Origin of the sequence: Bacillus paranthracis (assembly GCF_001883995.1) — a bacterium.
GTDB lineage: Bacteria > Bacillota > Bacilli > Bacillales > Bacillaceae_G > Bacillus_A > Bacillus_A paranthracis.
The window spans coordinates 25,520-40,278 of the sequence record NZ_MACE01000027.1 but is presented as its reverse complement, the minus strand read 5'-3'; the positions used below and the strand labels follow the sequence as shown (position 1 = coordinate 40,278).

Genomic DNA, 14,759 nt, shown 5'->3' with positions numbered 1-14,759 from the left:
ATACATATATTATCATATTTTTCTTAATTTTTAACTTAATCATTTTATCTATGCAAAAAATGAAGGCGTTACATCAAAAACATAAAAACACTATATGCAAACAAAGAGCTCACCAAAAATGATAAGCTCTTTGTTTCATTTATCCTTCAATTGTAACTCCAGTAAACATCGATAAATTTCCTGTTATTTTCTCACCTACACGTAAAAATAAACCAGCAGCTCTCCCGCTAATACAGTGTGAACCAATTAATAGTTTACCAGTATACGGACCGTCCCACGTGTCAATTGTATAGTCTGGCATTTCTATGTATTGCTGATATATTTTCCGCTGTTCAAAGTAATACTCTGTTTTATCTTCAGCTAATAGTTCATTATTTTCGTATATAGATACTCCTCCGCCTTCACGGCCGTATAAAGGTTTAGAAACATAGGATTCATTTCTTTCTATAAACGGTTTATTTGTAAAATATGTTGGTAGGAAGTATTTCTGAATGATTCCTCGCTCCTCTTCCTTAAAGAAAACTTCTTCTTCGTAAAGTTGCCAAATTAATGCGAGTACACTTTTATTTTGCATAAGAAAAGCAGCTGGTGGATTAATGATTTTCACTCTGCCTTGCGCTATATGATCTAAAAACTGGAGTCCAATTCTTTTCCCGCTTTTATCAGCATCTGAAACTAAATATTCAATTGGATATAATCTATATAAATAATGAATTCTCTCACCATTTGGCGTATATATACCATCATCTGCAACGACGATATCTTGTATACCTATATAATCCGTTGACTGATCTAAACAATAGCTTCTTAAAAATTGAACCGTTTGATGGTCTTCATCATGCCAATCATAACTCGTAAAATAAATCGTTTCTCTAGGATCTATACTATAGTCATGTTTAATTTGTTCCCACGCCCGCACAATATGCTCTTCTATATGATTTGGATGATTTACATCGTGATAACGGCATAATACTTCATTTGCGACAGATGGCTCTAAATAACCTGTTGGTGTATCACAATTTACTTCTATTAACTTTATATCTTCACCATTTACGATAAAGTCAAACCTTGTAAAATATGAAAATAAACCTGTATGTTTCATTCTCGCAATTTCCCACGTTTCAGCTGGAAATCCTAATTTTTGAAAATCTTCTGTCGTATTGAGAATGTATTGATACGTTCTATATAACACATACATAATTTCTTCTGTCGCTTTTGAAATAGCAGTATAAGTTTTTACTGGCATACGATACATACCTGTTGCCATATATTGATTCCATTCTTCATTTTCTAATAGGCTCGGCCAAGTAAACCCATTCCGACCAGCCTCTTCTGCAAGTGAAAACCATACTTTCATATACTCTTTCTGTTCTTGTTCTGTATACATTACTCCATTATCCTTTCATTTTAGGATCCTGCTGGCGCTTTTGCGTTCCCAATTCCACTAGAACCAGAATTCACTTTCGGCGTTTGTGTCGTAGATGATTTCGGCGTATTTGTATCTGGTGTTACTTTATTTGATGGATTTGGCTGTTGTTTATTTAAATCCACTTTATTGGAAGATTTATTATTGTTACTGTTAGTTCCGCCGTAATACCCTCCACCACCGCTGCCTCCAGTTCTACTTTGGTCTTTTTCACGATATGGAATAATGTTATTTGCATACGGTTTCTTCATTATATTCGGTTTTACTGTATAATTCATATTTGAAGTTCTGCTTGCTAATAAATATCCTGCAACGAACGGCAGTATCGGTAAATGTGAATTTTCATGATAAGAAGAAAATGACGGATTATTTTCCTTACATAACTCATCTTTTTCTACATTTTCATTAGTTGGAGCTTTATCATCACAATTTAATCTTTCTTGTTCATTTCCTTGTTTTGCACCATCTGTTTTAACAGCAGTACTTTCTTGCTGGGCAGTATCTTCTTCATAATCGCCACAGCCCGTTAATAAAAAAGATGACACTCCTATTGAAGTAGCAATTTTTATAAATTTACTTTTATCCATTCTCATGTGTTATACACCTAATTTCTATTATCTATATTTTTCCAGATACCTTTATTATATAATGTAAATATCACTTTTTTCAAACTAAACATAAGATGTATATTTATATATTTTTATACTACATTTCCAAATAACAACAAAACCTTTCAACCCCCGGATATTTTTCTCCTAAACTTTTAACCTGAAAACCAATTTTTTTATAAAATTCTACCGCTTCATCGTCTGTCTCTGCCTCTAGATACATCAATTGATGCATTCTTAATACTTCCTTTATCATTTGCCACGCAATTCCATTATGACGATATTGTGGAACGACTGCTATATGACAAATTCTCGCTTTCTTTGCTCCAATTATTTCAATACCTATGCAAGCCTTTTCTTCATATCTATGCAAAGTCGCTTTATTCCTTTCATAAAATAAAACTGCTTTCTTTAAGCTAGTTTCACTTGGTCCGACTGCATACTGTAGTACATTTAAAATGGGATCTTTCTCAATTTGTTCAACGCGTTGCAAATTCATATCATCATTCCTTTCTATGAAAAAAGATTAGCTCTTTATATAAAGAGCTAATCTCATTACGCCGTTATTTTTTCTTCTTTCTTCACAACGACCGCTACATAACTATGTAGTATCATTCCAATAATAACGAGACTCATACCAATCCAAGATAAAGATGACGGAATTGGTGCAGATAACAAGATAAGTTCTCCTACTAGCGCAAATAAAACCTCACCGGACTGAGTTGCTTCCACTGTTGCTAGTTTTTGCGGATCATCTTTTACAAGATCTGTTGCAAAGAAGAATAATACCGTTGCGATTAAGCCAGAACTAACTGCTACAATAAAACATTGGAAAACTTGGCTACTTGACGGTAGACCACTTGTTGATACTTCATAACCAGATAGTAAAAACCAAAATGGTAAGCTTGCTAATGTCATACCGAGAACTCGCTGAAATACATCTAATTCCCCTTTACAAACTTGCATCATTTTTCGATTTCCAAGAGGGTACGCAAACGCTGCAATAAGTACAGGAACGACACATAAAACAGTTTCACGAATTCCTAATGAAGAAGCATGTTCTACTTGCATAAGTACAACACCGCATAAAATAATACCCGACATAACTAACTCCTTCATTGGGAGTTTTTTATGTAACGGATCTACCGCAAAAAATGGTGTTAATAAAATCCCTGCGACGATTGTAATTTGCCATGTTGATGCAACGAGCCAACCAGGTCCAAAAGCTCCGGCAAAACTAAGTGGTGCATAGAAGAGACCAAATCCAACGATACTCCAAACTAACCATTCTTTCGGATTGTTTTTCATATATTGAAAGAGTTGCTTTAAATTCCCTCTATACATGACAATAAGTAAAAGCATTGGAACCATAAAGTAGTACCGTAATGATGCACTCCAAATCCAGCTTCCACCTTCTAGGTCCATTGCCCGATTTAAAACGAAGGTAAAGGCAAAGAAAAATGATGCCAATATCCCTACTGCAATAGCTTTCATTATAAAACCCCTTGTTTAGTTTCTTCTTATACTATACAACAAATTAAATATAATTAAAATTCGAAATCTTTATCTCGTATGCATTCTAGCTCTATATAGTTTTCTTAACTGACTAATATGAGCTTGATGGTACCGATTATGATCAGCTATATGCCATATTCCCCACCTTATAGTCACATTTTCTCCCTTTTCATAAAGTGAAACTTTAATCAGTGGGGGTTTTGTTCATCCCCCACTGATTATTAGTTGAACCAATCGGACTTTTATGGGCAGTTGATCCCCCACCTAACTTCTTTGCTTTCGCTGCATTTTGAGGTGGGGGTCTTACTGCCCATTAAAGTCGGATAAAAAACCTCTCGTGTTAAATCATTTTCGGTTAGTTTCAAACATTCCTCATAAAACATATGTTGCACTGCTTCATAATCTTGCATTAATTGTTGCAATGTATGTTTTCTTAAACTGGGCAGCTCTCCTGCTTCATTTAACATAGGTCCATATATATTATCAAGTGCCAGTGGAACGGGTTCTCCTTTTAAGCGGTATACCCAATGCAAATCGACAACTGCTAAATGTTGAAGTAGTTGTCCAATACTATTTTCATTATTTTTTAACCCTTTAAAAGACAGTTCTTTCTCATCGGTACCCTCTACTAACTTTTGCAACCGTTTAAATGTATCGGCAACTGTCGCATATAGAATTGCTACTTGCGGGTTCATATTTTTTTCTAAATAGAGATCTTTCATAGTAAACTCCCTCTTTTAAAGGAACAAAACCATATGTTCATCATCACTATACACACCATTCATCTTTATAGCTCTCTTTTCAATCCCATACGTTTTAAAGCCTATTGATTCATACAACCTTTTTGCTGGCACGTTTGTGGATACAACACCTAATGTCAATTGTTCCAAGTTCATTTCTCTTGCTTTTTCGATTGCTTTACGTATTAACTCACGTGCAAGGCCACTTCTTCGATTGCTTGCATCTACATACATCGCAACGATATGGCCTTTATGTTTATACGCCTCTTTCTCTTCTGTTAGTAAAGTAACAACTCCAACTAATTGATGATCTTCATTAAAAGCACCAAATGTACAACTAGTAGCAGCTGTTAAATTACTTTCCACTCGCTTAATCGGATTTTCTTGGTGAATCGCCTCTTCATAAGTTGTTACAAATGCCTCTGGATTTACTTGTAATGCTTGTAAACGTAAGTCCCAATATTTTTTTGCATCTTCTTTCGTAAGTAATCGAATCATATTTCTCTATCCCCTTTTAGTTAACATAACATTTTTATAAACTACTAATTAAAGATTGATATTCTTCTCTTAACATACTATAACGATAGCGATGAATGAACTGACCTCTACGTAATCGATCATTTCTCATTAACCCTTCGCATACAAAACCAGCCTTTTCATAGCTCTTTCTAGCTTGAAAATTATCTTCATCTACACGTAGCCATACTTTTTCTAATTCAAATTCAAAGAATGCTACATGTAACATACTATATAGGGCAGCTATTCCATACCCTTTACCCCAGTATTCTTTATTACCAATCGCGATTCCCAATTCTGCATTTTTATTTGTTTTATCAAAGTTTTTAAGATCTACCCATCCAATATGTAGGCCGTTCTCTGCCGTGATAGCTCTTTGTTCGTAACCATTTTTTCGATTTATACATGCTTCAATCCATTTTTTCGTATCTTCACGAGCGAACGGTGGATATTGATCTGGTACAACTAAATGTTTTGTTACTTTTGTATCTAATGACCATTGATATCGGTCTTCTACATCATCTAGTGTCAGTTCTCTTAATTGAACGAATGGTATATTCATTGTATTATCCCCTTTTTACTTTCCTATACAAAACCCTTCGAACATTCTTCCTCCATACTGTTCTAGCGTTTTTTCTACAAAAGTAATTAATTTTATTTTCTCTCCCGTTGTATAAAAATGATCGAACGCCACTACAAATTGATCTGCGTATTGTTCATCATATTTTCTAAGTACCCTTATAAACCATTTTGAACTTCCAAGCCATTTCCCATTTACTCTTAATACATATTCATGTAATAAATCAGCTAATAAATTCGCGATAAACAACTCTTCTTCTCTTTTTGATGCACCAATAAAATCATCCAAAGTATCTGTAATAAAATAACGCTTCTGCTTCATCATTTCTTCAGTCCATTTAGCTGGTCCTTTATTTAGTAACTCATTCGCTTCGCTTTTTAATTTCTCAACAATTTCATCTTCCCCTTTTAATACAACACCTTCTGCAACTAACTGTGGTAACGAAGGTCTTCCGCGATCACAATCCATTTTAAAAAAGGTTTTTAACGTTTCAAAATTATGTACAAATACCTCAACTGGCCATCCATTACTATAGAAAGATTCTCTATAACAAGATGACAAACTAGGATCTATTATTACAATGTCCAGATCAGATGTTTTTGTCGCTTCCCCTCTTGCAACGCTTCCTCCAAGTAAGGCTACATCACAATCCGGAAAGTGTGATGTAATGATGCTTTTTGCCGCTTCCATTGCTTTCATAACCGTTCCCCTTTTCTTATTTCACTTTCTTTTTTGCAGCTCTTTCTCTCGCTTTTTTTATATACGACTCTGCGTCTGGTGTTTTGCATGACGTTGCTCCGTGATCAACGTGTACTTTTCCAATTTCACGTGCAATTTCAATCGCTTTTCGCTCTAAGTCTTCATTACGAATTCCTATCGCAATTAAAGCACTATTCATTGCTTCTTTTTTTCTATTTTTTTCATTATGTATATTTACTTTAATTTCTTCTAGATAAGGAGAGAAGAAATCATCTTGTAACGTTTTATTTTTAATCGCTATATTTGCTAATAAAGACCAGCCTGCTCTTCCAATCCATTCATCATCAGACTTTGTCCAGTCTTCCATTCTTTCTATCGCGATTGGCGACGTACAAATAGCCGTCATTAAAACGTCCATTAAACAATAATAATCAACTTCCTGTACCCATTTATTTAGTAGTTCTGTCGTAACTTTTTTTGGATCTAATATCATTGTTGCTAAAGTCATTGCATCCATATTTTTTGTTTCCCATAATGAAATTGCTAAATCATGATCTTTTTTTATCTTCTTTTTTAACAATTTTAAATTAGCAAAACTAACTCCGAATAGAGGCTCTTTCGCCCCATGGTTTTTATACGTTTTACGATTTTGTTCTGTTCCATATTCCTCTAGTTGCTGCATTACTTCTTCAAGTAACATATGCCCACCTCTTTATCTTTTCTATTGACTTCATATATGTATGTACGATATATTCTACATTACTTTTTGGTTTTCCTATATTTATTTTTTAAATACGGTATGTGAAATTTTTTAGTTGCTACAAACATCTAAAACCACTACGAAAAACCTGTACATTTTACATATACAGGTTTTCGTTTCATCGATTTCCTATAGTGTAAGAAATAGAATATGAAAGAACTTTTAATGGTTTGATTCTCTCCTTATTTTTGGTAAGCTCTTTACATCTGACCACTCTTCTATGGACCCTGCGTCTGGAAAAACTGTAACTACATTAAAATCCGAACCTTTTTCTCTCCCAATTTGTTTAGCGGCTAATAAATTCGCTGCCGCAGACGTTCCTATTTTCATACTAGTTTCATTATAAAAACGCGCCATTTCATACAAGGTCTCTTCATATGAATAAGTCCATTGTTTTTCTATCAAATTGTCTTCCTGTTTCCTTCCTAAGCCGAACCCACCTGATCCAGCATATTTCTTTAAATCATTTGGTGGTTGTTCAGAACCATAAGGCAATTCAGCAGGCATTACTAAATGTAGCTCAATTTTTTTGTATAATTCTTTACTGCTTTATACCCCCCCATTAGAGTTCCACCAATACCAGCAGATGCTACCCATGCATGAATTGGTTTCCCATTCATTTGTACAATAATTTCTTGGCCTGTACCTTCTATATGACTTAATACTCTATACTTTTTAATAACTCCCTTAACTAAATCTTCTTATATAAAAATCCCTACAAATGCTGTAGGGATTTATGACTCAATCATTTTGTTACACTTCATTACATACGAAAAGAGCTTCTTTATTCAAATGCGTTCATTAGCACAATTCTCCAACCATCTGGATCCTCTATTGTGATTCCTTTCTCTATCCAATACGGATTTTCTGGTTCCACCTCATGATAGCCCATATTGCTTAATCGATTCACTATTTTTTCAATTTCATCTTTATTAGGCATATAAAAAACTAGTAAATTATCTTTTGTCGGTGCCGGACAGGGACTTCCGTTAACATGCGTTGTAAACTCCAAATGATACTCGGCATCCGGTAATCCAAACATAACTCCATCATATCCTTCATGATTGTGAAATTCTCCTATACGCTTTAATCCTAACCCCGTCTCATAAAAACATATAACTTCTTCAAATTTATCTGTTGGTCTTGCAATTCTAAATTGAACCCAATTCTTCATGCAAATCTCCTCCTTTTCATTTTCCAAATATTTACAGTTATTATTATAGGTAACATATATTTCCTTTAACATCCCTCATTAGTGTGAGAACTACTTAAGTTGAAAGGCCTATTAGTTTATAAATAGTAGGCCTTTAGTATTAAATTCATATAAAATTAATTATATGGATATCAAGATAAAATAAACATTTCTTCCTTTTTGTATAAATTGCTATTTTGCATAGTTTCTAATGTTGTCCATGACTGTCCAATTGGATTCACATATTGTCTTTCTTCATTACAAATTTTCCAACGAGAAGGTGCTTCTTCATTTTAGGAATACTGTACTCCACATGTATTGCAAATATAATTAGCCATATTCCCCCTCCCTTTTCATTTCATTGTTTCTTTACCAATATCTTAATAAAAAACAAAAATATTCGAATCAATAATTGGAACGAAAATGAAGTGATACGAAAGTATGAAATCTTGCATACTTTTGGACAAACTTTTTTGCACTTGTAAAAAAGTTTTTTTGCAATTACCTCCCTATAATTGCTAATATAGTAGAGTAGAACTTTTATAGAGAGAAGGAAAATTATGCACAATGGAATTCGAATGACAACTTTAGTGAAAAGGGCTATTTTGATTTGCGCGGGGGTATTATTTACATACGAAGCGGCTTTAGGATCAACACATACTGCTCTAGCAAGTACAGAGGATGAAGCAAAATCTGTTCAACTTGTAAGTGAAATTCAATCGTCTCTTGCACCGAAAGAAGCTCCAAAACAATACAATGGGCAAGTTAGAAAAGTAGCTTATTTAACATTTGATGATGGTCCTGGAAAATACACAGCTGAGCTTTTAGATATGTTAAAGAAAGAAAATGCAAAAGCAACATTCTTCCTTATTGGTTCAAATGTAAAAGCTTTTCCTGATCTTGTAAAGCGTGAAGATGCTGAAGGCCACTACGTTGGGATGCACAGTATGACTCATAACTACAAGAAACTTTACACAGAAGGTCATTACGTAGATGAGATGAAAGAAGATCAAGGATTAATCGCTGGCGTTCTAGGTAAATCACCAGTATTAACTCGTCCTTCTTACGGCTCAATGCCAGGATTAAACGAAGCGCTTCGCAACAAAGTTGTTGAGAATGGGCTAAAAGTTTGGGATTGGACAATTGATTCATTAGACTGGAGATATAACAAAATGCCGGTTGACGCTGCATCAGCTAAAATTGTAGAAAACGTTATTAATGGTGCAAACAAGCCAACAGAAGTTATCCTTATGCACGACATTCATCCACAGTCCGTAAAAGCAGTACCTGGTATTATTAAAGGGCTGAAAGAAAAAGGATATGAATTAGAAGCCTATAGTGAGAACGAACACTTCCCATTAAACTTCTGGCACGATAATCGTATGTAATAAAAAGACTTGATTTCCTTTAGGATATCAAGTCTTTTTTATCGTTTTGGAAATTTTATTTGTTGTTCTTCAATCAAACGAATAATATTTTTTCTATCCTCTTGCGTAATAGTAATACAAAATTCGTACTCTTCTTCTTTACACCATGAAGGATTTAGTTCTATAGATAAACGAACTATAATTTGAAATATCTCTTCTTTTTCTCCTATAAATTCAAACGACAGATTAGGTTCTATGAAGTCTAGTCGGGTATACGTAGGATTCGGTAATGTCTGAAACCATTCTTTCATGTGTTGTAATTCGCTAGTTTGTAAAAAAGGATCCATCGTTTCAAAAACTTTATTTCCCTCTGAAAGTTTCACTTTTATTATTAGCCAATTACGATCAAATGTATCAAATGCATTGTTAAACTCGTATTTTACAGCTTCTAAATGTAATGATACAATTTCATTAAAAAAAATCATAAATTACCTCCTTATTATTCAAGTATAGAGACTATCCAATTAATATTTAATAATGTTTTTCAAATTATTTTATCATAATTTTTAAATTCATTAATAAGATAATAAAAAAGACTTGCATTCCTTACAAGAATCCAAGTCTTTTTCATCTTATCTATTAAAAAATATATCCTACTAACTTCACAATTTCACTAATTAAAATACCTACAACTGCAAAATCAGAATCACCAAATGTTGTATTCTCAAATCCTAATCCACCTAATATAGGTAATAATATTGCTGGTAGGAATGAAATTAGTAATCCATTTACAAAAGCTCCTAGTATTGCTCCTCGTCTTCCTCCAGTTGCATTACCGAATACAGCTGCTGTTGCTCCTGTGAAGAAGTGAGGAATTAACCCTGGCACTATTACACTTAAACCGATAAATGGAAGTATAAACATGGAAAGTAATCCAGCGATAAAACTTGTTAAAAAGCCAATAATAACTGCATTTGGTGCAAATGGGAAGATTGTTGGACAATCTAACGCTGGTTTTGCATTTGGTACAAGTTTATCTGCAATCCCTTTAAATGCAGGTACTATTTCTGCAATTAACATGCGGACACCCGCTAAAATAATATATACTCCTGCTGCAAATGTAATTGCTTGCATGAAAGAATACACAAGATAATTTTGTCCGTTACTTAATTCCGTTTCGATAAACTCCTTACCCGCAAATGGTGCAACAATAAAGAATAATACAGCCATCGTTAATGACATAGAAACTGATGTATCACGTAAAAACCCTAGTGACTTAGGTACTTTAATTTGTTCTGTTGATTTATCCTTATTTCCAAATTTACTCCCAACAAACCCTGCCGCTAAGTATCCAACTGATCCAAAATGACCGATTGCGATATCATCCATTCCTGTAATTTTTCTAACATATGGTTGTAATAATGCTGGAAAAATCACCATGAGTGACCCTAAAATGATTGATCCAACAGTAACTAATGTAGCACCTTTCATTCCGGTAGTTGAAAATACCGCTGAAATTAAACATGCCATGAATAATGTATGATGACCAGTTAAAAACACATATTTAAATTTTGTAAAACGTGCAATTAGTAAATTCACAATCATACCGAATACCATAATTAACGCTGTTTCTTTTCCTAATGTTTGCTGTGCTATTGCAACTACAGCTTCATTATTTGGTATAATCCCTTTAATATGGAATGCTTTATCAAATATTTTACCAAAAACATCTAAAGCTCCTATTAATATAGTGGCTCCGCCTCCTAAAACTACGAAGCCCATAATTGTTTTTAAAGTCCCTGAAACCGTATCAGCAAAATTTTTCTTTTGCAGTAGTAAACCACACATAGCAAATAATCCGACTAATATTGCGGGTTGTCCTAAAATATCCTTCATAATTATATCAAACATAGCACTACTCCCCCTTCATTGTTACTACATTAGGTGTTTTTGTAATGCTTCTCTAATTTCATTTAAATCTAAAATATTCGTTAATCCAGCAACTGTTCGATTACCATCTTCAAGGTTACAAATAATATCCTTCGAACCTAAATATAGATCTGCTTGTTCTGATTTACTTGATGCTAAATCTGTGTGTGATACTTCTGCTTGTAATCCTAATTCACTTAAAATTTTCTTCACATTCATTTCTACAATAAAACTACTTCCTAATCCATTTCCACATACAACTAATACTTTTTTCATTTTAATCTCCCCTTTAATTAGAATATTTAGCTATCATTTTTAGCATTTCATCTATTGAATTTGAATGAATTAACATTTCCACATTTTTCGGATCCGATAACATCTCACTTAATTGTGCTAATGCTTTCAAGTGTGTCTCATTATCAATCGCTGCCAATACAATAATTAAATTTGCAGCATGCTCTTGTTTTTCTGAAAATAGAACACTTTCTTTTAGTTGTAATAAACTCATCCCCAATTTTTTGACCCCTGCTTCCGGGCGAGCATGAGGTATTGCAATTTTAGGTGCAATAACAATATAAGGACCTAATTTTTCTACATTTACAATCATTTCATTGATATATTCTTTAAAGATGTATTGATTTTGTAATAACGGATCAGCCGCTAATCTTATCGCATCTTTCCAATTATCAACACGATCTTCAAGCTGAATAAATTCTCTAGTTAAAAGTTCGTTTAACATTGGTTTATACTTCTCCTCCTTCTCAAAATACGCCGGACCACTCATAAATTCAATCAGTTCTCTTTTTAAAGATTCTTCATCCACTACGTCAGCATATTTTTGAATTATCCCCATCACTAAATTCACAGAATCTTTTTGATTCTCTCCATACAATACTCCATTTACTTTTCTTAATAGAGCTGCTTTTTCAGAATCCGATAAAATTGGATTCACCTTAAAAACCGGCACATTCCCTTTTTCAATTTCAGTAGTCGTAATTATACAATCTACATCAAATGTATTTGATTCATATTCCCGTTTTGAAATTGCATTTAATATATCTATGTTTGAAAATAACTTCTCTAATTGATACTGCAACATACGTGATGTGCCAATGCCATTTGGACAAACAAGTAATGCTGTTTTTCGTGGATTGGGAACGATTCCCTCTTTCCTCATCCAAGCTCCAAAATGCATAGTAACATACGCAATTTCATCATCGGAAACAGATTTTCTCACATATTCTTCAAAATGATGAATTACCTTTTTCGTAAGAAAATATACCTCTTCATAATTTTCTTGAATTGTATTTCGTAATGGGTTTTCAATTTCTATTCCATACTTCACACGATAAAATGCAGGTTTCATATGCAAATATAGATCTGTAAACAACCCATTAAAGTCTTGAAATAAAACACAAGCATAGTGTTGAAAATCTTTAATCATACAGTCAACAATTGAATGTATTTCATCCATGTTATTTTTCTCATAAACATTTTCCTGATAATTTACTTTTGCACCTAGCAAATGAGTCGTAATATAATAGATTTCATCTATTGGAAATTTGACAACAAACGCTCGTTCAAACTGCTTTGCTATATATTTCGCAGCTTCAAATTGCTTTGAATCTTTCAGAACATTTTTTTCAGCTTCTTCCATCTCGACGCACTTACCTTTTAGAATACGTCTATGGAACAAATACATGTAAACGCTTAAATTTTCTAGTACCTCATCTGTATATTGGACACCTAAAAACTCTTCACAATTCGCAAGAATTTTTTTTATAATATACAATGTTTCTCTTGCAAGTGTATCTGTTTCACTTCCCATATCACTCATAATATAATTTACTTGTGATATTAAATACTCCCAGCCATTTTGAGAAATAATTTGAGAGAGGCTTAAAATTAATAAATTTCGTTTACTCTGTTCATTTCCAACAATTTGATAGCCTTCCTTACGAAAAGAATGTAAAGATAAATTATACTTATTCAACTCTACTTTTAGCTTTTTCAAATCTGCAAGTACAGTATTACGACTTACCTGCAAAAGATTTATTAAGTCTTTCAATAAAATTCTTTTTTCCTGTATTAGTAAATATAATATTAACCATATTTTTCTTTCTTTCGGAGAATATTCATATTGATTATTCATACACTCATTTAATTTTTTTACTATCATTTGTTTCGTTTCTTTATTTAAGCAATAACCTAAGTGTCGTATATATTCAATAGAATGTAATCCTTCCTCTTGTAACCAATCGTCAATTTTCTTAATATCGTAATAAAGCGTTCGTTTGGAAACTTGAATCACATCAATTAATTGATTTATAGACACATAATCCTCTGCTTGAATAATTTGTTGCAAAATATTTATACTTCGAGTATCTAATATCATATTTGGTGTACACCCTTTCTATACTTGTTCACTAATTGACTTGCAAGTATAGATACTAACTTTGCAAAATTAGATTTTTTGAAATCGCTTTCTATTAATATAATATCTATTATTGCTTCTAAATATAAGTCCAAATTTTTGTTTCTCTGTAGTGCAAAGATTGTGCTTTGAAAATTTCTTAAGCTTATGTTTAATGCTATTATTCCCCTTCATGTTCCTTTTCAATAAAACATGAATATTACCCTCAGAATTTTTAATACTGTATAGTAGCTTAGCACATATTACTCTTAAGGAGTGATATGTATATGGATTTCCTTTCAGCTGAGTATTTGTCAGCCTTACTTGCCATTATTGTAATTGATTTAGTGTTAGCAGGTGATAATGCCATTGTAATTGGGTTAGCAGCAAGACGATTACCGAAAGATCAACAAAAGAAAGTTATTATATGGGGAACTATCGGGGCAATCGCGATTAGAGCCCTCGCTACTTTAGTTGTCGTTTGGTTGTTAAAAATACCAGGGCTACTTCTAATTGGTGGTGTACTCCTTATATGGATCGCTTACAAATTAATTGCTGAAGGCAAAGATCACGATATTAAGGCGGAAGAAGGTTTCTGGTCTGCTATTAAAACCATTATCATTGCTGATGCATTGATGGGAATTGATAACGTTCTCGCTGTTGCTGGAGCTGCGCATGGCAACTTTTCTTTAGTAATCATCGGGCTATTAGTTTCAATTCCAGTAGTAGTTTGGGGCAGTACATTAATTTTAAAATGGGTTGACCGTTATCCTATCATCATTACGATTGGAGCAGCTGTTTTAGCTTATACCGCTGCGAAAATGATTGTAGACGAGAAATGGTTCGCTGCATTTTTCGAAAGTAACCCTTTCATAAAATGGGCATTCATCATTATCATTATTGCCGGTGTAGTTTTCTTCGGAAAGGCAAAACAGAAAGCAACAGATGGTTCTATCTCATGATGATGTTTTATTTACAAACAAAAGGCACTATTCATAGGAATAGTGCCTTTTG

At 33.3% G+C, this 14,759-nt stretch carries 15 protein-coding genes and 3 pseudogenes; 2 read left to right on the top strand and 16 right to left on the bottom strand.

All coding sequences use genetic code 11. From position 1 onward, the window contains the following. Positions 1 to 139 precede the first annotated feature (139 nt). From BAQ46_RS11775 to BAQ46_RS11715, 12 genes and pseudogenes are all read right to left on the bottom strand, one after another. Complete coding sequence (locus BAQ46_RS11775; RefSeq protein WP_071741964.1) at positions 140 to 1,387, bottom strand: glutathionylspermidine synthase family protein; 1,248 nt, start codon at positions 1,385 to 1,387, stop codon at positions 140 to 142. Between the two features lie 20 nt (positions 1,388 to 1,407). Continuing rightward, positions 1,408 to 2,019, bottom strand: coding sequence for a hypothetical protein (locus BAQ46_RS11770; protein ID WP_001242156.1), 612 nt, complete (start codon positions 2,017 to 2,019; stop codon positions 1,408 to 1,410). Positions 2,020 to 2,131: 112 nt separating this feature from the next. After that, positions 2,132 to 2,533, bottom strand: a complete 402-nt coding sequence (locus BAQ46_RS11765) for a GNAT family N-acetyltransferase (RefSeq protein WP_001053313.1) — start codon at positions 2,531 to 2,533, stop codon at positions 2,132 to 2,134. A 56-nt stretch (positions 2,534 to 2,589) separates the two neighbouring features. Next, complete coding sequence (locus BAQ46_RS11760) at positions 2,590 to 3,528, bottom strand: DMT family transporter (protein WP_071741963.1); 939 nt, start codon at positions 3,526 to 3,528, stop codon at positions 2,590 to 2,592. Positions 3,529 to 3,597: 69 nt separating this feature from the next. Continuing rightward, positions 3,598 to 4,271: pseudogene (locus tag BAQ46_RS31675) on the bottom strand (DinB family protein). A gap of 15 nt (positions 4,272 to 4,286) precedes the next feature. Next, positions 4,287 to 4,787, bottom strand: a complete 501-nt coding sequence (locus BAQ46_RS11745; protein WP_071741962.1) for a GNAT family N-acetyltransferase — start codon at positions 4,785 to 4,787, stop codon at positions 4,287 to 4,289. Between the two features lie 34 nt (positions 4,788 to 4,821). After that, positions 4,822 to 5,367, bottom strand: a complete 546-nt coding sequence (locus tag BAQ46_RS11740; RefSeq protein WP_071741961.1) for a GNAT family N-acetyltransferase — start codon at positions 5,365 to 5,367, stop codon at positions 4,822 to 4,824. 15 nt (positions 5,368 to 5,382) lie between these two features. After that, entirely contained in the window at positions 5,383 to 6,084 is a 702-nt protein-coding gene (locus BAQ46_RS11735; protein WP_000646299.1) for a nucleotidyltransferase domain-containing protein, read from the bottom strand. Positions 6,085 to 6,100: 16 nt separating this feature from the next. Beyond that, the gene (locus BAQ46_RS11730) at positions 6,101 to 6,784 is read right to left on the bottom strand and encodes a DNA alkylation repair protein (protein WP_000923436.1); all 684 of its coding nucleotides are present in this window, start codon (positions 6,782 to 6,784) and stop codon (positions 6,101 to 6,103) included. 222 nt (positions 6,785 to 7,006) lie between these two features. After that, a pseudogene (locus BAQ46_RS11725) lies at positions 7,007 to 7,509 on the bottom strand (pyridoxal-phosphate dependent enzyme); the annotation flags it as partial. Between the two features lie 119 nt (positions 7,510 to 7,628). Beyond that, entirely contained in the window at positions 7,629 to 8,018 is a 390-nt protein-coding gene (locus BAQ46_RS11720) for a VOC family protein (RefSeq protein ID WP_071741960.1), read from the bottom strand. A gap of 191 nt (positions 8,019 to 8,209) precedes the next feature. Next, a pseudogene (locus tag BAQ46_RS11715) lies at positions 8,210 to 8,374 on the bottom strand (hydrolase); the annotation flags it as partial. Between the two features lie 222 nt (positions 8,375 to 8,596). On the opposite strand from BAQ46_RS11715, the gene BAQ46_RS11710 reads away from it, so the two are divergent. Then, positions 8,597 to 9,424, top strand: coding sequence for a peptidoglycan-N-acetylglucosamine deacetylase (locus BAQ46_RS11710; protein WP_000551424.1), 828 nt, complete (start codon positions 8,597 to 8,599; stop codon positions 9,422 to 9,424). A 38-nt stretch (positions 9,425 to 9,462) separates the two neighbouring features. On the opposite strand, the gene BAQ46_RS11705 is transcribed toward BAQ46_RS11710, so the two are convergent. From BAQ46_RS11705 to BAQ46_RS11690, 4 genes are all read right to left on the bottom strand, one after another. Beyond that, on the bottom strand, positions 9,463 to 9,888 hold the full coding sequence (locus BAQ46_RS11705) for a WapI family immunity protein (protein ID WP_000575898.1): 426 nt from the start codon (positions 9,886 to 9,888) through the stop codon (positions 9,463 to 9,465). 154 nt (positions 9,889 to 10,042) lie between these two features. Next, a complete protein-coding gene (gene ulaA, locus BAQ46_RS11700; RefSeq protein WP_000459665.1) occupies positions 10,043 to 11,314 on the bottom strand; it encodes a PTS ascorbate transporter subunit IIC in 1,272 nt (423 codons plus the stop codon). 24 nt (positions 11,315 to 11,338) lie between these two features. Then, complete coding sequence (locus BAQ46_RS11695; RefSeq protein WP_000757318.1) at positions 11,339 to 11,608, bottom strand: PTS sugar transporter subunit IIB; 270 nt, start codon at positions 11,606 to 11,608, stop codon at positions 11,339 to 11,341. Between the two features lie 13 nt (positions 11,609 to 11,621). Beyond that, positions 11,622 to 13,727 (bottom strand): BglG family transcription antiterminator, encoded by a 2,106-nt coding sequence (locus BAQ46_RS11690; protein ID WP_071741959.1) that lies wholly within the window; start codon positions 13,725 to 13,727, stop codon positions 11,622 to 11,624. A gap of 305 nt (positions 13,728 to 14,032) precedes the next feature. On the opposite strand from BAQ46_RS11690, the gene BAQ46_RS11685 reads away from it, so the two are divergent. Beyond that, a complete protein-coding gene (locus BAQ46_RS11685; RefSeq protein WP_000346935.1) occupies positions 14,033 to 14,707 on the top strand; it encodes a TerC family protein in 675 nt (224 codons plus the stop codon). The last annotated feature ends 52 nt before the right edge of the window (positions 14,708 to 14,759 follow it).